The sequence below is a fragment of the Streptomyces sp. NBC_00178 genome (assembly GCF_036206005.1).
In the GTDB taxonomy this organism is placed as follows: Bacteria; Actinomycetota; Actinomycetes; order Streptomycetales; family Streptomycetaceae; genus Streptomyces.
Genome location: NZ_CP108143.1, coordinates 572,804 through 591,883, shown reverse-complemented (window position 1 = coordinate 591,883; position 19,080 = coordinate 572,804). Strand labels below are relative to the sequence as shown.

Sequence of the window (19,080 nt, the reverse complement as noted above, 5' to 3'; positions counted from 1 at the left end):
CTCCCTCGATCACCGGTCCCGGGCACGCCGCCCGGTCCGCCGCGGCCTCGCCTCAGCGTCGCACGCAGAACTCGCGGTCCGTCAGCCACTGGCCGAACCAGTCGCTCAGCGGAAGGCTGACGCACCACTCGTCCGCGTTGGGGTCCGGGACGGGCACCGTCGGCGTGGGCTTGTCCGGCTTCGGCACGGCCGGCGTCCCGCTCGGGTCGGGCGCGGGTGCGGACGGCTCGGCGTTCGGGAGCCCGCTCAGCTTGTCCCGGAAGACCGCCGAGGACAGGGGGTTCTCGGAGCACTGCCACACCCCGTGCGGGCAGTAGTCCGTGATCGTCTGGTAGAGCGGCTTGTGCAGATCGATCCACTCCAGCATGCGGCGCATGTACTCCGGGTTGTCGCCGTTGCGGAACAGCCCCCACTCCGGGAAGGAGATCGGCTTGCCGTGCTCGGCCGCGAAGTCGACCTGCTTCTGCAGCCCGTAGGGTTCGCTGACCTGCTCGTCGAAGGTCCGGGCGGGCGGCTGGTCGTAGGAGTCCATGCCGATGATGTCCACGACGTCGTCACCCGGATAGCACTCGGTCCAGGGCACCGCGTCCCGTCCCCTGCTCGGCGCGAAGTCGAAACGGAACTTCTGGCCCGGCACCGACCGCATCGTCGTGACGATGCGCTTCCAGTACGCCTTCCAGGCCACGGGGTCCGGGCCGCAGCGGTGCGTGTACGTGGTGCCGTTCATCTCCCAGCCCAGCACGAGCACGGTGTCCGGGATGCCCAGCAGGACCAGGCGCTCCGCCAGTCTGCGGAAGTGCTCGTCGTACTGCCCGTCGACCCCGGCGCGCAGCAGGCTCCGCACCTCGCGGTCGGAGACGCGGTCCTCGTTGCGCTCCATCATCGGCGTGTTGAGGACGAACATCCGGTTCGCGTCCGCGCGCCGCCACGCGGCCCAGTAGGCGAGGAACCCGGGCCGGCCCTCGATGTTCTGCCACACGTCGCCCGGCAGATAGCTGTGCCCGACCCGTAGTTCCGTGCCGCCGAGCCACCGCGACAGCTCGGCCATCCGCTGCACGCCCTTGGGGCCGTAGTGCAGGTAGGCCCCGATGGCCGTCGTTCCGGCCGGTTCCGGTGCACTCCGAGCGGAGCCCTTGCCGGCCTCCGTGTCCGCGCCGTCGTGGCCGACGAGGACCGCACCGCTCACGAGGAGGCCGAACGCGGTCGCCCCGATGCCGAAATTGATGAGACGGCGCTGTGCGGGCACGGTTCCTCCTTGGATTACGGCCGGTATCCGACCATGACGACATTAAGGAGAAAGATTCAACAACGGCCTGCGGGACCGGCCGGGAATAGACCATTCGCGACGCGCGGCGGCTTCGATCGCACCATTCGGGTGACCCGTCAGAATGCGTAGGGGAGGGTGCCGACACGATTGTCGAAATTCGAGTCGACCAGCCCCGGCTCTCCCACCGACCGTACGTCTCCCAGCCGTTCGAGCATGGTCCGGAACAGGGCCTTCATCTCCAGTTTCGCCAGATGCGCGCCCAGACAGTGGTGCGGCCCGCCGCCGCCGTAGCCCAGGTGCGGATTCGGCGACCGGGTGATGTCGAAGGCGTCGGGGTCCGCGAAGACCGAGGCGTCCCGGTTCGCCGACGCGTACAGGAGCACGGCCTTCTCCCCGGGCAGGAACGTGCGCCCTCCCAGCTCGCATTCGGCGGCGACCGTGCGGCGGAACTGGATGATGGGCGTCGAGTGGCGGACGATCTCGTCCACGGCGCCGTCGGCGTACCGCTCGAAATCGGACCTCAGGAGCGCCCGCTGCTCCGGATGCGCGGTCAGCAGGACCAGCCCGTGGGCGATCGCGTTCCGGGTGGTCTCCACACCGGCCACGAGAAGCAGCGAGAAGAACGCGCCGAGCTCGCGGGAGGACAGGGCCCGCCCGTCGACGTCGGCGCGCACGAGCGCCGAGATCACGTCGTCCGCCGGGACGCGACGCCGCTCCCGGGCGATGCCCGCCATCTCGAACTGCATGCGGGCCAGCGAGCGCAGACCCCGGCCGGGCACGCGCAGCCGCGCCCGGCCGCGGCGCTGCACCCCGACGTACTCCGACGCGTCGTCGATCCGGGCGAGGATCGCGGTGCGGTGGCGGGCGGGGATGCCCATCAGGTCGCAGATGACCTCGAAGGGCATGCGCGAGGCCGCCGACCGCATGAAGTCACCAGGGCCCTCGGCGGCCGTCTCGTCGACCAGCCGCGCGGCGACGGCGGAGATGTTCTCCTCGGCCGCGGCGAGCAGCCGCGGTGTGAAGGCGCGCGAGATGGTCCTGCGCAGACCCGCGTGCCCGGGACCGTCCATGTTCACCATGGAGTTGCCGAACAGCGCCTTCGCCCAGGGCGCCGGTTCCGGAGAGGTGGCCCCGGGCGCGCTCGCGAAGAGGAGCGGCTGCCGGCTGGCCGCCCGCACGTCGGCGTGCCTGACGAGGGCGTAGAAGGGTGTGCGCGACCCGTTGCCCGGCGTGAAGCGGACCGGGGCGTCGAGTTCCCGGAGCCGCGCGAACTCCGACAGGCGCCGCGACCGCGGGAGCCGCCAGAACGCCGGGTCGGCGAGGTCCGCACCCTCCGTCCCTCGCACGCGGTGGGCGGGTGCCTGCGTCGGCGCGTTCATGTCCAACCTCCGGGGGTTCGGACGGCCATGCTGGCCCGGCGGCCCCCTCCGGGAGGCCGACACGGCCGGAGCGGCCGGACGAATTCCCACGGTCGCGGTACGCGCGGAGGGCCGTCCGGCCCGGGCACGCACCCGACGCGCGTCGCGCGGCGGAGGCCTGCCCCGCTCGGGGTGTAATGGGACGTGTCCGACAGCCGGCCGTTACGCCGCGCCGGGTGCCGCGGGCGCGTGGAGACCGGCAGGGCGCGTTCCGGTCCATCAGAACCGTTCGCCCCGCGCGTCGTTGCCCACGTGTGCGAGACACCTCGCGGAAGCGGACGAGAGGCAGGTACACCCACCATGAACCCGAACACCCGCACCGGTGCGGAGCCGGCGGGCCCGGCCCGCCGCGCGGTCCTGCGGACCGCCTTCACCGTGGCCGTCGTCGCCGCCACCGGCGGAGCGCTCGCCCCGGTACTCCTGCGGGAGCAGGTGGACGGAGCGGGCGACCGGCGTGACGCCGTGGGGCCCGAGCGCTTCTCCGAGCTGTACAAGGGGCGCGAGATCCGCGGTGGGGTCACCCCGGTGGTCCCCGCGGGGACGCGGCCGCAGGCCGCCGCGGCGGGTGCGGTGACCACGGCGCCCGAGGCCGACGTCCGCATCGACGGCCGCCCCCTGCACGTGATGCGGCGCGCGGACGGGAGCTACCTCAGCGCCGTCAACCACTACGAGTCCTACCCCACGCTGCTCGAGACGGCCCGCGCGGCGGTCGACGAGATCGGCGCCGCACAGCTGTCGGCGGCGCCCCCGCACGCCATCTGACCCCGGAGGACGAGCCCGGTGTACAGCCGCAAGAATCAGCGCGACCTCACCCGCACGGAGAAGAAGCGTCTCGTGGACGCGATCCTGGAGCTCAAACGCTCCGGACGGTACGACGAGTTCGTCCGGATGCACGTCGAGTTCTACGTGTCCGACGGGGACAGCAGGCCGCGTCCCGCCCACATGACCCCGTCCTTCTTCCCCTGGCACCGCAGATACCTGCTGGAGTTCGAGAAGGCGCTGCGGAGTGTCGACCCGCGCGTCTCGATCCCCTACTGGGACTGGACCCGGGACAACACACCCGGCGCGTCCCTGTGGAGGGGCGATCTCCTCGGAGGCAACGGCAGGCCGGGGGACCGGCAGGTCATGACGGGGCCCTTCGCCTACCGGCAGGGAAACTGGCGGATCAGCGCCGGGGTCACCGACGAACCCTTTCTGCGCCGGGACTTCGGCCGGCCGTCGGCTCCGGTCACCCTGCCCCGCCCGGCGGAGGTGGACCGCGCGCTGAAGGACCCCCTCTACGACGCCGAGCCCTGGAACAGCGTCAGCACCCGCGGCTTCCGGAACAGGATCGAGGGCTGGGGGATCAGGGGGTCGCGCGAGATCGCCAACCACAACCGGGTCCACCGCTGGATCGGCGGGTCCATGGCCGGCGCGGCATCGCCCGACGACCCCGTCTTCTGGCTGCACCACGCCTTCATCGACCTGTTGTGGACGCGCTGGCAGAAGGCGCACCCGCGCTCGCGCTACCTGCCGGCCGGCGCGCTGGCGGCCGACGACCCCGAGCAGGACAGGGTCTTCCCGTACGACCGCCCGATGCCGCCCTGGGACGTACCGCCCTCCCAGCTCATGGACCACTCCCGCCTCTACCGGTACGTGTGAGCGGCCGCCGGTCCCGCGCATGACGCGGCCGGGCCCCCTCGCTCCGCACCGACGCGGAGGGAGGGGGCCCGGCAGGTCCCGTCAGGGAGATCAGTGGCCGTAGCCGTAGTCACCCTCGGCCTTGGAGTCGTCGTGGTGCTCGGCCTCGACCTCGTGGTGCTCCGACACGTTGGCGCAGGTGTTGCCGAACGCCGGGTTGAGCAGGGCGATCACGTTGACCGTGTTGCCGCAGACGTTGACCGGGACGTGCACGGGCACCTGGATGACGTTGCCCGAAAGGACACCGGGGGAGCCGGCGGCCACGGCGCCCGCGCCGGCGTCGGCGAAGGCCATGCCGGCACCGCCGGCGACCAGGGCACCGGTACCTGCCACGACGGCGGCCACCTTCGAGATACGCGACATCAGTTCTCCTTGGGGATTCGAGACCGGCCGCGGGGGGTGCGGCCGGTATGCACTGACAACGCGGGAATCGACAGACGGTAACGGATCACCGCAAAAGTAATCATCTAGGATCAACTCCGGGTGACGAGGGAGAGTCCGGTCACCGGGAGCTCGCTCAGCCGGGCGCGCCAGTCCCGCGCGGCCGGGAAGCGGGACTTCACGGTCTCCGCCGCCAGGTCGCGCACGGCCAGCTGTCCCTCGCGCAGACGGAGCATCGGCTCCAGGGCTGAGCGGGCCAGCAGCAGGCGCTGGTTGACGACCGCCACCGGACCCCAGTTGTTCTTGTACTGCTCCGCGCCCCGCAGGAGACTCAGCACGCCGCGCCCCGAACCCGAAGCCTCCCGCGCGATCTCCCGCAGCAGCATCGACGAGACGTCCACCTTCCGCTCCCGGAGCCGGGGATCGACGCCGTACAGATAGGCGCCGGTGAGCTGCGCCGACCCGAGGGACAGGTCCGCCGCCACCACCTCACCGTCGAGCACGAACTCCCTGACCGTGGCCTCCCCGTCACGCACCATCCGGCGCGCGGAGCGCACCAGGTGCGCGCAGAACCGGGGGCGCAGGTGCTCCGGGTTGACCCCCCTGCCGAGCCACTGCAGCTCGTGCAGGTGCAGCAGGTTGCCGATCGCGCCCGCCACCCGGTGGACGGATGCCTCACGGCACTCGATGCCCAGCGAGTCGATCTTGCGCAGCTTGGCCCGGGACCGCTGGGCCCGCGACCCGCCCATCCGCGCGATGAGGGTGTCGATCGGCTCGGCGGGCAGTTCCATGCAGGTCGAGTCGGTGAGCCTGCTCCGCGCGCCGGACCAGCTGTCGAACAGCAGCTGGGCGGACGCGTCGGGCCGTACCTCCCGCAGGTCGACGACCGTGTGGGAGGCGGCCCGGTGGAGCCCCCGCTCCAGCGCCGTCACGGCGGCGGGCGCGTCCTCGCCGTCGACCAGGATGTCGAAGAAGTCGGAGATCGCCCCGCCGATCGGCATGAGGAGGGGCATCGGCCGGTGCACGAGCATGAGCGGCGCCGCCCCGATCAGCCGCCCGTTGCGCCGTGCCAGCAGCACGCGGAGCCGGCCGGGCGCTCCGTAGGAGAGCCACCACGAGCGGAGCCACGCGTGGCTCTGGAACGGTGTGGCGGTCGGACAGCGGCGGTGCAGGGCGTCCCACTCCGCGGCGAGGTCCGTGAACTCCGCGAGGTCGCGGCAGAGCGTGACGGTGAGCCGTCGGCGGTCGGTGTTCATCCCACGAGCTCCTTCTCGTCGGCCGGCGCGGCGGCCCCGCCCTGGGCGGGTGCGGGCACCGGCGCGGTGGTGTCCCTGCGTCCGGGGCGCGGGCGGACGAGCAGGACCAGGCCGCCGACCAGGCCTCCCGCGCTCGCGCCCACCGCCGCGCCGAGGGGCACGGACGGGGACGCCGGATCGCCCGGTGGAACGGCGTGCGAGAACTTGATCAGCTTCACGCCGGTGTCCTTCGCGACGTGCCCGCTGCTGACGACCACGGCCTCGGTGACGGCGTTGGCGATGTCCGCGGCACGGTCCGGATCGTCCGACGTGCCGGTGACGGCGATCATCGGGGAGTCCGGAGACGTCTCGGACAGCACGTGCGTGCGCAGTTCGCGCACCGGCTCGCCCGCGGCCCCCTTGGCGTACGAGAGGGTCGCGTCGCTCGTGGCCAGGCGGCCGTAAGACTGCGCGTACCCCAGGGCCGCGGCCGGGTCGACGCTCTTGCCCGCGGTGACCATCGCGTAACTGGTGGCCGTGTACTGGGGGGTGGCGAGCATGCCGTAGGAGAATCCGCAGGCTGCCCCGAGCAGGATGCCGGCCGGCAGCGGCCACCAGGTGGGCCGTACGGACGCGGGGCGGAGCCTGCGGAACCGTCCCGAGACGGACGGCTGCGCGGGGGACTCGGTCATCAGTGTGCTCTCCCGGTCGAGGGTTCGGTGTCGATGGCTTGTGCGTAGACGTCCATGAGCCGCCGGCTGCTGCGTGCGATGTCGTAGTGGTCCACGGCCGGCGGGGGCGGCAGCCGGCGCGTGCCGCTCTCCATCCGGTGCCTCAGCGCCGCCGTCAGTGCGGGGGCGGGGTCGGCTGTCTCCGAGGAATACCCGATACGGAGCGCTCCGGGCGCGAGGCCCGCCGGAAGGTCCTCGACGGCGGGGCAGACCGCGTACAGCACGGGGAGCCCCGCGGCCAGCGCCTCGACGGCCGCCAGGCCGAACGTCTCCTCGCGGGAGGCCGACACGAACACGTCGACGGCGCTGAGGACCGCGGGGACCCCGGGGGACGCGACCGCGGAGCCGCACTCCCCGAGCAGGCGGACCCGGTCCGCCACCCCCAGCCGCGCCGCGAGGCCGTGCAGCGACGGCGCCTCCGGGCCCTCCCCGGCCAGGACGAGCCAGGCGCCGGGAAGCTCGGAGACCGCGCGGATCAGCAGGTCGAAGCGTTTCCCGGGGACGAGTCTGCCCACGCCGCCCACCACGAAGGCTCCGTCGGGAATGCCCAGCCGCGCCCGCGTGGCGCGCCGTCGTCCCTCGTCGTGGCGGAAGGCGGCCGCGTCGATGCCGTTCGGCACGGTGTGGATCCGGGCTGCGGGCACGCCCCACTCGCGCAGCCGGCGGGCGACCGTGTCGGAGACGGCGACCGTCGCCGCTCCCAGCCGCTCGGTGCGCAGGTAGAGCTCCCGGGTGCCGCGCGTGAGCGGACGCCCCTCGATCTCCGCGCGCCCCAGCGAATGCTCCGTCGCGACCACGGGGGTCCCGGCCAGCCGGGCCGCGATCCGGCCGTAGACACAGGCCCTGTAGAGGTGGGTGTGCACCAGGTCGTACGTCCCGCGGCGGATCAGCCGGGCCAGCCGGGGCACGGCCGCCAGGTCGCGGTTGCCGCGCATGCCCAGGTGGTGGACCCGGACACCGTCAGCGCGGAGCCCCTCGGCCACCGCTCCCGGATTGGCGAGCGTCACCACGTCGCACCGCGCCGGAAGATGACGCAGCATCAGGCGCAGCTGCTGCTCGGCGCCGCCCACGCCGAGCCCGGTGATCACGTGCAGCGCCCTCATCCGGCGTCACCCCGCCGCGACGCTGCGGCGCGGCGCTCCCGCAGCCGGTGCCGTACCTCCTTGGCCCGCAGGCGGGCGCCCCGGTCGGCCTGGCTGACGTGCGTGCGGGGCAGGGCGTGCGGCCCCGACAGGGAGCCGGGTGCCAGGGCGCAGCCGTAGACGTATCCGGCGTCCCGCACCGACTCGGCGACCCGCCGGTCGGCCGTGCCGTACGGATAGCAGAACCCGGCCGGGGCGTGCCCGGTGATGCGGCGCAGCGCGTCCCGGCTGTCGTGTGTCTCGCGGCGCAGGTCGTCGTCGGAGAGCGTCGTCAGGTCGCGGTGGAGCATGCCGTGCGAGCCGATCTCCACGCCCGCCGCGGCGGCGGTGCGGACGCCCTCCTCCGTCAGCAGCGGCCGGCGCGGACCGAGCGGGTCCCAGACGTTGGAGCCGCCCGGCCGCCCGGGCAGGACGAACACCGTGGCACCGAAACCGTGGGCGAGGAGCACGGGGAGCGCCTCGTCGACGAAGTCGGCGTACCCGTCGTCGAACGTCAGGCCGACGAGCCCGCGCTCACCGGCGCTCCGCGCGCGGAGCAGGGCGGTGATCCCCACCCCGGTCAGGCCCCGGCGCCGCAGCCAGGTCAGTTGCTCGTCCAGGCGCTCGGCGGAGACCGTGATGCCGTACGGATCGTCCGTGGGATCGCTCACGGAGTGGTACGTGAGGATCCACGGCCGGGTGCGCGGAGGGAGCGCGGGAGCACGGGGTGCCGAGGTGTCAGCGGCCATGGGAGAACCTCCGTCGGACGAGTGCCAGCAGATGGAGGGCTTCGGGAGCCCGGAGCGTCAGAGCGGTCAGAAGGAAGGCCGCGGGGACGGCGAGGCACCCCGCGGCGAGGCCGGCCACAGGGCCGGGCATCAGGCCGGTGGCGAGCCCGGCCGCGACGGCGGCGACCGCCGCCGCAGCGGCCGGGCGCAGGAGCGACAGGGCCACGGTGCTCGCCCGGACGGGCACCGCCCGTGCGCGCAGCCCCAGCAGCATCAGCAGCGCGGCCGTGCTGATGCCGACGGCGTTCGCCGCGGCGATGCCGTCGACACCGAACGGACCGGTCAGGGCCAGCCCGGCCCCCGTGGTCACGATCAGTCCCGCCGCCATCGCACCCAGCGGGTACCAGGTGGGCCGGCCGGCGGAGAAGTAGGGCCTGCACAGGGCTCCGACCAGGGTGTGGCCCAGCAGCCCGAGGGCGTAGACCCGCATGACACCGGCCGTGGCGGCGGTGTCGGCGGCGTCGAAGGCCCCGCGCTGGAAGAGGACCTCGACGATCTGCTGCGCACAGCCGAGGACCACCGCGGTGCCCAGCAGCACCACGGTCCCGGCGAGCGCGAGGTCACGTTCGACCCGCCGCCGTGCGCCCTCCCGGTCACCGGACGCCATGGCCCTGGCCACCACCGGAAACGTCACCGTGCAGATCATCATCGACAGCACCATCGGCAACTGCGCCACCTTCTGGGCGTAGTTGAGGTGCGAGATGGCACCGTCCGGCAGGGACGAGGCGAGGAACCGCTCGACGAGGACCTGCGACTGACGGCTCACCACGAACAGGACGACGGGTGCCAGTACCGTCGCACCGAGCAGCGCGGGCCGCTGCCCGCGCGCGGCGCCCCGGCGGGGCCCGCCCCGCCGCGGCACCAGCCGTACGAACGTGGGCAGCAGGGTGAGGATCATCAGCACGCTGCCGAAGGCGACCCCGGCGGCCGCCGCGCGCACCCCCCAGACGGAGTGCAGCGCCAGCGTCACGGCGATGATGCCGATGTTGTACGCGATGTAGACCCCGGCCGGTGCGAGGAACCGCCCGTGCGCCCGCAGCGCCGCGCTGAAGTATCCGGTGACACCGAAGGTGAGGACCGTGACCGCCGTCAGACGGGTGCAGTCCACCGCCAGCCGGGGATCGTCCAGCCCCGGCGCCAGGACCGCGACGGCCCAGGGCGCCCCCACGACGAGCAGCGCGCCCGCGCAGGCCAGGGCGGCGAACAGCCTCGGCAGGGTGTCCGCGACCAGGGCGCGTACGGGGTCCGTCAGGTGCCCGCCCGCGGCCCGCCTGGTCAGGGCCAGACTGAACGCGGGCACGAGCAGGAGCGCCATGCCGTCCTCGATCAGCAGCGTGGCCGCCATCTCCGGCACGGTCCACGCGATCAGGAAGGCGTCGCTGTCATGGCTGGCGCCGAAGAGCCGGGCGACGGCCTGGTCCCGGACCAGCCCCAGGAGAGCGGCGATCACGGTCAGACCGGCGGCGCCCCCCGCGGCCCGCGCGAGGAACCGCCCGGGGCCGGCCGGGTCACCGTGGACGGACGCCGTGGTGTCCGGCGCCTCCCCGGCCGTTCCCGTGGTGGTCGTGCTCACGCGGTGGTCGTCCTCTCCGGATCCGCCAGTGCCCACCACGCGGCGAGGCCCAGCACGATCCCGGTGAGCACGGTGGACGGGCCCCCGATGTCGGCGTACAGGAAGTCGACGGTCTGCCAGGTCATCAGCCCGACGGCGGCGAGCCCGCAGTCGACGGCGGCGGAGCCCCGTGCCCGGGCGCGCACCAGTCTGCGCACGCCGCCGACCAGCAGCGCGGCCCAGGAGCCGACCAGCGCGACGAAGCCGACGAGTCCCTGCTCGCTGAGGACCAGCAGGTACATGTTGTGGGGGGAGAGCAGCGGCTGCTTGCGGAACGCCTGCCCCGCTCCCGCCGTGTCGCTGCCCGCGGAGAGCCCGATGGAGGCGTGCGCGTCGCGGTGCGTGGGAAAGCCCTTGAGGCCGACGCCGGTCGCGGGCCGCTCACGCCACATGTCCGCGGCGGCGGCCCACATCGCGTAGCGGTCGTTGACCGACTGGTCCGGTGCGCTGGTCACCTGGGTGATGCTGGTGAGCCGCTGCGAGATCATCTCGGACCCGACGCCGAATCCGCCGACGAGCACGGTCCCCGCCGCCGCCAGGACGGCCAGGGCCCGGACGGCCTGCCGGGCGCCGGTCAGCGCGATCACGGCGAGCGCCCCCGCCGCGGTCGCGATCCAGGCGCCCCGGCTGAAGGACAGGGTGAGCGGGACGACCAGCAGCGCCGCGGTCACGGGGGCCCACGGCCTCAGCCAGGCGGGCGTACCCGCCGGGGTGCGCAGCGCGTAGGCGACGGCGGCCAGCAGCCCGTAGCCGACGACGGTGGCCATCCCCATCACGTCGCTGGGGCCGAACGTGCCCACCGCGCGGATGTCCTCGCCCATGTACGAGGCGCCGGAGCCCGTGACGTACTGGTGCACGCCCGTCGCCCCCTGGACGGCCGCCAGGACGACCAGCGAACCGGCGACGATCCGGAAGCCCTGCGCGTCCCGGACCAGCAGCAGGACCGCCGCGGGCACCAGGACGAAGATCTGGAGGTACCGGGCGAGGCCGGGGAGCGCCGCCGCCGGGTCCGCGGCCGTGACGGTGGCCAGGGTGAGTCCCACGGCCGGCAGACCGAGGACGAGGGCGGCCGCGACGGTGAGGGGACGCCTGCGCAGGAACAGCAGGCGGCCCGCGCACACGAGGACGGCGACGCCCGAGAGGAGATCGGGGGCCGGCACCCCGAGGACGGCCCCGGCCCCCGCGCCGTCGTCCGGTACGGCCAGCAGCAGCACGGCAAGGACCAGCGGGAGCAGTGGCCAGCGGCGCGCCCACCTGTGGAGGCGCGCACTCCTGCCGACGGGCCGTACCGCGGGCGCCGCGGTTGCGATGAGTGCCACGGTTCAGCTTCCTCCGAGCCGGAACACCGAGCCGGCCGTGCGCGCGAGCACGCACATGTCCTGCCACAGCGACCATGTCTCGATGTACCTGTTGTCGAACCGGGCCCGGTCCTCGATCGAGGTGTCACCGCGCAGGCCGTTCACCTGCGCGAGTCCCGTGATGCCGACCGGCATCCGGTGACGGGTCCGGTAGCCGGGATGCATCCGGCTGAACTGCTGGACGAAATAGGGTCGTTCGGGTCGAGGTCCGACCAGGCTCATGTCGCCGCGCACCACGTTCCACAGCTGGGGGAGCTCGTCGAGCGACGTCCTGCGCAGGGTCCGGCCGACCACGCTCATCCGCCGGTCCTCCGACACGTTCCACCGGGTCGCCGACTCGTGCGCGTCGGCGCGCAGGGTGCGGAACTTCAGGAGCACGAAGGGCCGTCCGTTCCTGCCGACGCGCTCCTGGCGGAACACGACACCCGGACCGTCGCAGACGCGTACGGCCAGTGCGCAGGCGGCCATGACGGGCGCGGCGGCGACCAGGGCGACCGCGGCCAGGACCGCGTCCATGGCCCGCTTCAGCCGGTGGGCCACCGGGCGGTGCGGGCCGGTCTCCAGCGGATGGGCGGCGAAACCCCACACGTGGTCGGGCCGGGGGCCGTTCCGGTAGCGGGCGACGGATTCCTGATCGGTGATCAGCCACACCCGGCAGCCGTGCTTGGCGAAGAGAGCGAACAGCTCGGCTCCGTCCGGCGCCGACTCGGGCGGCACCGTGAACACGGCGTGACGGACGGAGTTCTGGATGACCGCCCGGCTCGCGTCCTGCACCGAGGCGAGGACGGGCAGCGGTGCCTCACCGGCCTCGGCGTCCGGGGGCGCGTCCGTCGCGGCGGCCGTGGCCCCCACCCTGCCCACCGGCCGCATGCCGTAGCGCGTGTGCTCCTGGAGGACGGCGACGACCCGGTCGGCGAGCTGCCCGTCGCCGATCACCAGGGTGGACTGCGGATGGCGCGCGGCGGACCGCAGCCGGACCCGGTGGACGGCCGCGCGCCCGCAGCAGCCCAGCAGGAGCTGCACGCCGAAGGCGCAGGCCGGTGCCGTCCAGCCGGCGGAGTAGCGGGGGTCGTAGGTGGTCAGGGCCTCGGCCGTGACGTACCACTGCACCAGGGCGAGGCCGGTCAGCGCGGGCAGCTCCGCCAGCACCGAGGGGGACAGGCCGGTCCGGTACAGGCCCCGGTAGGCGTGCAGCAGCAGTTGGAGGGCGACCTGCAGGAGGAGGACGACCGGTGGCCACGGGCCTGGTGCCACCAGCACCACGGCCAGGCCGAGGGCGAGCCCGTCGGAGGCCATCAGCGCCGCGGGCGCCCTGCGGCGCCGGACACCGGCGGCGGCCTGCGCGGCCGGTGCGTCGTCACCGCCGCTCCGCGGTGGTCGTACAGCGGAAGCCGCGCTCCGTACGGCAGTTGCCTGGGCGGCTCGGGGAACAGGGGCACTCTCCGTCGTCATCGCTGGGTGCGCTTCCTCGTCATGGGGCGGGACTTGCCGACAAGTTCGTGGTAGAGGTGCAGGACCGCCCCGGCTGTCTTCGTCACGTCGAAGACCGACCGCGTGCGGCTCTGAGCCGTCCGGCCCAGCTCCGCCCGCAGTCCGGGGTCGGCCAGCAGGGCGGTCAGGGCCGCCGCGAGTGCCGCGGGATCCTCGGGCGGTACGAGGCAGTGGGCCAGATGTCCGGCGGGCAGGCTCTCCCTGGCCCCGTCGACGTCGGACAGCAGGACGGGCGTGCCGCATGCCATGGCTTCGAGCGGGGCCAGCGCCATCCCCTCCCACCGCGAGGGGAGCACGACCAGATCCGCGGCCCGGATCCACGGCCGCACGTCGGCGGTGGCCCCCGCGAACAGCACCCCGTCGGGTGCCGTGCGCCGCAGTTCCGGTGCGCAGGGACCGTCGCCGACCAGGACGAGCCGTGCACCGGCCGTGTCAGCGGTCCGCCAGGCCCGCAGCAGCACGTCCTGTCCCTTCTGCCGGCTCAGGCGCCCCACGCACACCACGAGCGGGGCGTCGGCCGGAACGCCCGCGAGGAGCGGGAGGGCCGCGCGGCCGGCCGACGCCTCCTCCGGTCCCACGGGCAGGAAGTGGCTCAGGTCGATGCCGTTGTGGATCACCGACCAGTGCGCCGCGATGCCGGCCCGTTCGCCGGCGCGCCGCTCGGACTCGCTGACGCACACGATGCGGTCGCTCCAGCGGGAGGCGAACCGCTCCCAGGACGCCGCAAGGCCGGCAGCCCGGCCGTCCAGCGCCTCGAACGACCAGGCGTGGGGCTGGAACACGGTCGGTACCCGGCCGCGCACGGCGAGGCGCCCGGCGAGCCCGGCCTTCGCACTGTGGGCGTGGATCACATCCGGACGGCATGAGCGGATCAGACGGCCGGCCGTGGAGACCTCGCGGCTCAGCCGGGGACCCGGAGCCCGCTCGGCCGGCCATTCGTACACGCGAGCACCGGCGGTGGCCGCTCCGGCCGCCAGTTCACCACCCGGCGGGCAGGCCACGACGGGACGCAGTCCCGCACGGACCTGAGCCGCGACGAGGTCGGTCACGACCCTCGCGACTCCGCCCTCCACCGGCTGGACCAGGTGAAGGACCGTCAGTCGATTTTCCTCGGTGCAACTCTTCTGCAGCACGCACGGCTCTCTTTCACAAGCCCCCGAAGAGCCGGTTCGGGTAAACACCGGCGGCAAGGAATGTGGCGGCGGAGATCAAGTGGGTGAAACCGAAACGCACTGTGGCAGACGCCGGGTGGGAAAACGCGGACGACTCGCGTTCGAAGCCGCGTCGTTAGCCCTGTCGGGTCGTCGGATAATTTACCCCCGAATGCTGCGGCGTGTCAGATGGGCCAATAGGATTTTCTGTCGGGCGTTGGCGCATGATGGCCCATGGTGTATGCCTCTGTTCGTACACCCGAGCCAACCGGAATTCCCGGCCGGAATGCGCCGGACCGCCCCGTCCGTCCGGTGCCGTGAATTCCGGCGGAGGGCGTTCCGGAGGTGTCCCGGGGCGCAATCCGGTGGTCCCGAGTTCGTGCGGCACATCCGCGTGAACCGGCCGATCGCGCGGAACAGGCCGTGCGGCCCGCCCGTTCCGTATGTACTGCTGGTCCCGTCCCGTACGGGCTGTCCCGGAGCGCGGTCGACGCGGCAGGATCGGGTACAACTCGTGATGATCGTCCGCCCCGGGACGGTCCGAGAGCGGCAGCCGAAGACAGAGGAGAGACGATGGTTCACGAACGGGCCGGCCGGCCGGCGCAGGCCGGCGATCTGGTGGATGTGGCACGGCTGGTGACGGCCTACTACTCCGTCCACCCCGATCCGTCCGAGCCCGGCCAGCGCGTGGCGTTCGGAACCTCGGGCCACCGCGGTTCGGCCCTGGCGGCCGCGTTCAACGAGGACCACATCGCCGCCACCACCCAGGCCATCTGCGAGTACCGGCGAGAGCAGGGCACCGACGGTCCGCTGTTCCTCGGCGCCGACACCCACGCGCTGTCCGAACCCGCGAGGGTCACGGCAGTCGAGGTCCTCGCGGCCAACGGCGCGACCGTCCTGATCGACGCGGACGACGGCTACACGCCCACCCCGGCCGTCTCGCACGCGATCCTGACGTACAACCGCGACCGTACCGGCGGTCTCGCGGACGGCATCGTGGTCACCCCGTCGCACAACCCTCCCGGGGACGGCGGCTTCAAGTACAACCCGCCGCACGGCGGCCCCGCCGGATCGGACGCCACCTCGTGGATCCAGGACCGCGCCAACGCCCTGGTCGAGGGCGGGCTGAAGGAGGTCCGGCGGATCCCCTACGCCCGGGCGCTCGCCGCCGGGACCACGGGCCGCCACGACTTCCTGACCGGCTATGTCGACGACCTCCCGGCCGTGCTCGACCTGGACGCCGTGCGCGACGCCGGGATCAGGATCGGCGCCGACCCGCTGGGCGGCGCATCGGTCGCCTACTGGGGGCGGATCGCCGAGCGGCACCGCCTCGACCTCACGGTCGTCAACCCGCTCGCCGATCCCACCTGGCGGTTCATGACGCTGGACTGGGACGGGAAGATCCGGATGGACTGCTCGTCGCCGCACGCCATGGCCTCACTGATCGAGCAGCGCGACGCCTACACCATCGCCACCGGCAACGACGCCGACGCCGACCGGCACGGCATCGTCACGCCCGACGGCGGGCTGATGAATCCCAACCACTACCTGGCCGTGGCGATCCGCTACCTCTACTCGCACCGCGACGGCTGGCCGGCCGGTACCGGCATCGGAAAGACGCTGGTCTCCTCCTCCATGATCGACCGGGTCGCCGCGGACCTCGGACGGCGACTCGTCGAGGTCCCGGTGGGCTTCAAGTGGTTCGTCGACGGGCTGTTCGGCGGAACCCTGGGCTTCGGCGGCGAGGAGTCGGCCGGCGCGTCCTTCCTGCGCCGCGACGGCCGGGTGTGGACGACCGACAAGGACGGGATCCTGCTCGCCCTCCTCGCCTCGGAGATCACCGCCGTCACGGGCTCCACGCCCTCGCAGCACTACGCCGAACTCACGGCGCGCTTCGGCGACCCCGCCTACGCCCGGGTCGACGCGCCCGCGACCCGTGAGCAGAAGGCCGTGCTGGCCAGGCTGTCGCCCGAACAGGTCCGCGCGGACACACTGGCCGGTGAGCCCATCACCGCCGTGCTCACCGAGGCCCCGGGCAACGGCGCGGCGATGGGAGGGCTCAAGGTGTGTACCGACAGCGCCTGGTTCGCGGCACGTCCTTCCGGCACGGAGGACGTCTACAAGGTGTACGCGGAGAGTTTCCAGGGGCCGGAGCACCTCGCCACGGTCCAGGACGAGGCCCGCGCCCTCGTCTCCGACGCACTGGGCTCCACGGGCTGATCCGTCGGCCGGGGCCCGGGCCGGCGGAGGGCGGACCAGGACGGCGGGTCTGCCCTCCGGCCGGCCGGCCGCGCGGTCACGCACCCGGGACGGTGGCCTTCAACTGCCGCAGCAGCGCCGCGTTTCCCGGGGTGGACCTGATCCGCTCCAGGAGCGCTTCGTAGGCGGTGTGCGGGTCCCTCGTCCGAAGGGCCCGCCTCAGCCCGCGTACGGCGGACAGTTCCGCCGGGGGCAGCAGCAGTTCCTCCCGCCGGGTCCCCGACGGGGTGACGTCGACGGCGGGGAAGACCCGCCTGTCCGCCAGCGCACGGTCGAGACGCAACTCCATGTTGCCCGTGCTCTTGAGCTCCTCGAAGAAGTAGTCGTCGGCGCGCGAGCCGGTGTCCACCAGCACGGTCGCCAGGATGGTGAGCGAACCGCCCTCCTCGGCGAGGCGGGCCGCGCCGAAGAGCTTCTTGGGGCCGACGAGGGCGGCGGCGTCCACCCCGCCGCTCAGCGTGCGGCCGCCGGCCCCCGCGTTCGTGTTGTGGGCACGGCACAGCCGGGTGAGGGAGTCGAGGAGGACGACGACGTCCCGGCCCTGCTCGACGAGCCGCTTGGCGCGTTCCAGGGCGAGACCGGCCAGCGCGATGTGTTCCCGGGCCGGCCGGTCGAAGGTGGAGGCGTACACCTCGCCCCGCACGGAACGGCGCATGTCCGTGACCTCCTCGGGCCGTTCGTCCAGCAGGACCACCATCAGGTGGCACTCGGGGTGGTTGGCGGCGACGGCGGAGGCCACCTGCTGGAGCAGTACCGTCTTTCCGGTCCTGGGAGGCGCGACGACGAGCCCGCGCTGGCCCTTGCCGACGGGCGCGACCAGATCGATGATCCGGGGGGCGGGGCCGCCGTCCGGCGTCTCGAGGCGCAGCCGCTCGCGCGGGTGCAGCGGTGTCAGGTCACGGAAATGCGGCCGGCCCCGCAACTCGTGCGCGGGGCGGCCGTTCACCGCTTCGATGGCGGACAGCGCGCGGGGACGCTCGCAGGTCCCCTCGACGACGTCGCCCCTGCGCAGGCCGTACCGCCGGATCAGGGCGGGTGACACCTTGATGTCGTGGGGTGAGGGGTGGCCGCCGTCGGTACGCAGCACGCCGTGTCCGCCGTCCCCGGTGTCGAGGACACCGGAGGTCCGGACCGGCTGGTGCGGCGGGGCGACGGGGCGTTCGAGTGTGCTGGTGGTCATGGTGGGTCCTTTCGCGGACATGGCGAACGAGAGGTCCGGCGAAGGCGGGGCGGAGGAATCACGCCTCGTACGACGGGCGAGGACGCCCGGACCGGACAGGTGAAGTGGTGCTGAGAAGCTGGATCGCGGGTCCTACGAGACGGGCGCGACAGCGGGGGAATGGCACCGGCGCCGGATACCGGCGTACACGGGTGCTGATCGGAAGATATCACGATCGGGGTGAGGGGGAAAGGGTGCGGGCGGGGCGGGGCCGCCCTCAGGGGCACTGCGGAGTGCCCCGGCCTCGTCCAGCCGGTGCCCTCGGGCCCGCCCGCGCGAGGGGCGGGCCCGAGGGTGCGGGAGTCACTGGGGGCCGGAGGGGCGGCGGAGCGCGTCCGGGGCTCCGGCTCAGGCCGTGTCCGGCCGCCCCTCGTCCGCCCGCTCCTCGCCCCGGAACGCCCGGAGGATCTGCTCGGACGCCAGAGTCGCCGTCAACTCGCCTGCCCTCACCCGTTGTTCGAGTTCCGGAGTGAGGGCGCGTACCGCAGAGTGGCCGCGCAGAGCGTCCAGGAGCTCGTCACGGACCATGGTCCAGGTCCAGTCCACCTGCTGCTCGCGGCGCTTGGCCGTCAGGCGGCCCGTGGACTCCAGGAGCGTGCGGTGCTGCTCCAGCCGTTCCCACAGCTCGCCGAGCCCCGTCGACTCCCGGGCGCTGCACGTCAGCACGGGGGGAGTCCAGGCCGCGTCCACCGGATGCATCAACCGCAGCGCCCCGGCCAGTTCGCGCGCGGCGGAGCGGGCGTCGCGCTCGTGAGGGCCGTCCGCCTTGTTGACGGCGATGGCGTCGGCGAGCTCCAGCACGCCCTTCTTGATGCCCTGCAACTGGTCCCCCGTACGAGCGAGGGTGAGCAGGAGGAAGGTGTCGACCATGTTGGCGACCGCCGTCTCCGACTGCCCCACCCCGACCGTCTCCACCAGCACGACGTCGTAACCTGCGGCCTCCATGACCACGATGGACTCGCGCGTCGCCTTGGCCACACCGCCCAGGGTCCCCGCCGTGGGGGAGGGGCGGACGAACGCCCGCGCGTCCACCGACAGCCGCTCCATCCGGGTCTTGTCGCCCAGGATGGAACCGCCCGTACGGCTGGACGAGGGGTCCACGGCGAGTACCGCGACCCGGTGTCCGAGGCCCGTCAGCAGGGTGCCGAGCGCATCGATGAAGGTGGACTTCCCGACGCCCGGCACCCCGCTGATCCCGATCCGCCGGGCTCGCCCCGCGTGCGGCAGCAAGTCGCTCAGCAGGCGCTGGGCCAGCACCCGGTGATCGGGGCGGGCCGACTCCACGAGGGTGATCGCACGGGCCACGAACGCGCGTCTCCCGTCGAGCACACCCTTGGCGTACGCGTCGATGTCGATCCTCGCGGCCACG

Annotated in this window: 16 protein-coding genes; 3 read left to right on the top strand and 13 right to left on the bottom strand. The window is 73.3% G+C overall.

The features are described from left to right. Positions 1 to 52 precede the first annotated feature (52 nt). Positions 53 to 1,246, bottom strand: coding sequence for a glycoside hydrolase family 26 protein (locus tag OHT61_RS02455; protein ID WP_329034624.1), 1,194 nt, complete (start codon positions 1,244 to 1,246; stop codon positions 53 to 55). Positions 1,247 to 1,383: 137 nt separating this feature from the next. Then, positions 1,384 to 2,646, bottom strand: coding sequence for a cytochrome P450 (locus OHT61_RS02450; RefSeq protein ID WP_329034621.1), 1,263 nt, complete (start codon positions 2,644 to 2,646; stop codon positions 1,384 to 1,386). A 339-nt stretch (positions 2,647 to 2,985) separates the two neighbouring features. Here OHT61_RS02450 and OHT61_RS02445 point away from each other — a divergent pair, with 339 nt between their 5' ends. Beyond that, entirely contained in the window at positions 2,986 to 3,447 is a 462-nt protein-coding gene (locus OHT61_RS02445; protein ID WP_329034619.1) for a tyrosinase family oxidase copper chaperone, read from the top strand. 18 nt (positions 3,448 to 3,465) lie between these two features. After that, positions 3,466 to 4,326: a tyrosinase family protein gene (locus OHT61_RS02440; RefSeq protein ID WP_329034617.1), complete on the top strand. Its 861-nt coding sequence runs from the start codon at positions 3,466 to 3,468 to the stop codon at positions 4,324 to 4,326. Positions 4,327 to 4,416: 90 nt separating this feature from the next. On the opposite strand, the gene OHT61_RS02435 is transcribed toward OHT61_RS02440, so the two are convergent. From OHT61_RS02435 to OHT61_RS02395, 9 genes are all read right to left on the bottom strand, one after another. Further along, positions 4,417 to 4,728 (bottom strand): chaplin, encoded by a 312-nt coding sequence (locus OHT61_RS02435; RefSeq protein WP_329034615.1) that lies wholly within the window; start codon positions 4,726 to 4,728, stop codon positions 4,417 to 4,419. A 110-nt stretch (positions 4,729 to 4,838) separates the two neighbouring features. Continuing rightward, positions 4,839 to 6,002, bottom strand: coding sequence for a GNAT family N-acetyltransferase (locus OHT61_RS02430; protein ID WP_329034614.1), 1,164 nt, complete (start codon positions 6,000 to 6,002; stop codon positions 4,839 to 4,841). After that, on the bottom strand, positions 5,999 to 6,673 hold the full coding sequence (locus OHT61_RS02425; protein WP_329034613.1) for a YveK family protein: 675 nt from the start codon (positions 6,671 to 6,673) through the stop codon (positions 5,999 to 6,001). Before OHT61_RS02425 ends, OHT61_RS02430 begins: the two co-directional genes overlap by 4 nt. Then, positions 6,673 to 7,815 (bottom strand): glycosyltransferase, encoded by a 1,143-nt coding sequence (locus OHT61_RS02420; protein ID WP_329034611.1) that lies wholly within the window; start codon positions 7,813 to 7,815, stop codon positions 6,673 to 6,675. The genes OHT61_RS02425 and OHT61_RS02420 overlap by 1 nt, the downstream gene beginning before the upstream one ends. After that, complete coding sequence (locus tag OHT61_RS02415; protein ID WP_329034608.1) at positions 7,812 to 8,582, bottom strand: polysaccharide deacetylase family protein; 771 nt, start codon at positions 8,580 to 8,582, stop codon at positions 7,812 to 7,814. The genes OHT61_RS02420 and OHT61_RS02415 overlap by 4 nt, the downstream gene beginning before the upstream one ends. Next, entirely contained in the window at positions 8,572 to 10,194 is a 1,623-nt protein-coding gene (locus OHT61_RS02410; protein WP_443049348.1) for a lipid II flippase MurJ, read from the bottom strand. The genes OHT61_RS02415 and OHT61_RS02410 overlap by 11 nt, the downstream gene beginning before the upstream one ends. Beyond that, on the bottom strand, positions 10,191 to 11,552 hold the full coding sequence (locus tag OHT61_RS02405) for an O-antigen ligase family protein (RefSeq protein WP_329034606.1): 1,362 nt from the start codon (positions 11,550 to 11,552) through the stop codon (positions 10,191 to 10,193). The genes OHT61_RS02410 and OHT61_RS02405 overlap by 4 nt, the downstream gene beginning before the upstream one ends. 3 nt (positions 11,553 to 11,555) lie before the next feature. Further along, positions 11,556 to 13,043, bottom strand: coding sequence for an exopolysaccharide biosynthesis polyprenyl glycosylphosphotransferase (locus OHT61_RS02400; RefSeq protein ID WP_329034605.1), 1,488 nt, complete (start codon positions 13,041 to 13,043; stop codon positions 11,556 to 11,558). Continuing rightward, on the bottom strand, positions 13,040 to 14,215 hold the full coding sequence (locus OHT61_RS02395; RefSeq protein ID WP_329034603.1) for a glycosyltransferase family 4 protein: 1,176 nt from the start codon (positions 14,213 to 14,215) through the stop codon (positions 13,040 to 13,042). The genes OHT61_RS02400 and OHT61_RS02395 overlap by 4 nt, the downstream gene beginning before the upstream one ends. Positions 14,216 to 14,806: 591 nt before the next feature. Here OHT61_RS02395 and pgm point away from each other — a divergent pair. Then, positions 14,807 to 16,453 (top strand): phosphoglucomutase (alpha-D-glucose-1,6-bisphosphate-dependent), encoded by a 1,647-nt coding sequence (pgm, locus tag OHT61_RS02390; RefSeq protein ID WP_329034601.1) that lies wholly within the window; start codon positions 14,807 to 14,809, stop codon positions 16,451 to 16,453. Positions 16,454 to 16,529: 76 nt separating this feature from the next. Here pgm and rho read toward each other — a convergent pair whose 3' ends face one another. After that, entirely contained in the window at positions 16,530 to 17,672 is a 1,143-nt protein-coding gene (gene rho, locus OHT61_RS02385; RefSeq protein WP_329034600.1) for a transcription termination factor Rho, read from the bottom strand. 387 nt (positions 17,673 to 18,059) lie between these two features. Next, a complete protein-coding gene (gene meaB / locus OHT61_RS02380) occupies positions 18,060 to 19,079 on the bottom strand; it encodes a methylmalonyl Co-A mutase-associated GTPase MeaB (protein WP_329034598.1) in 1,020 nt (339 codons plus the stop codon). Position 19,080 lies beyond the last annotated feature (1 nt).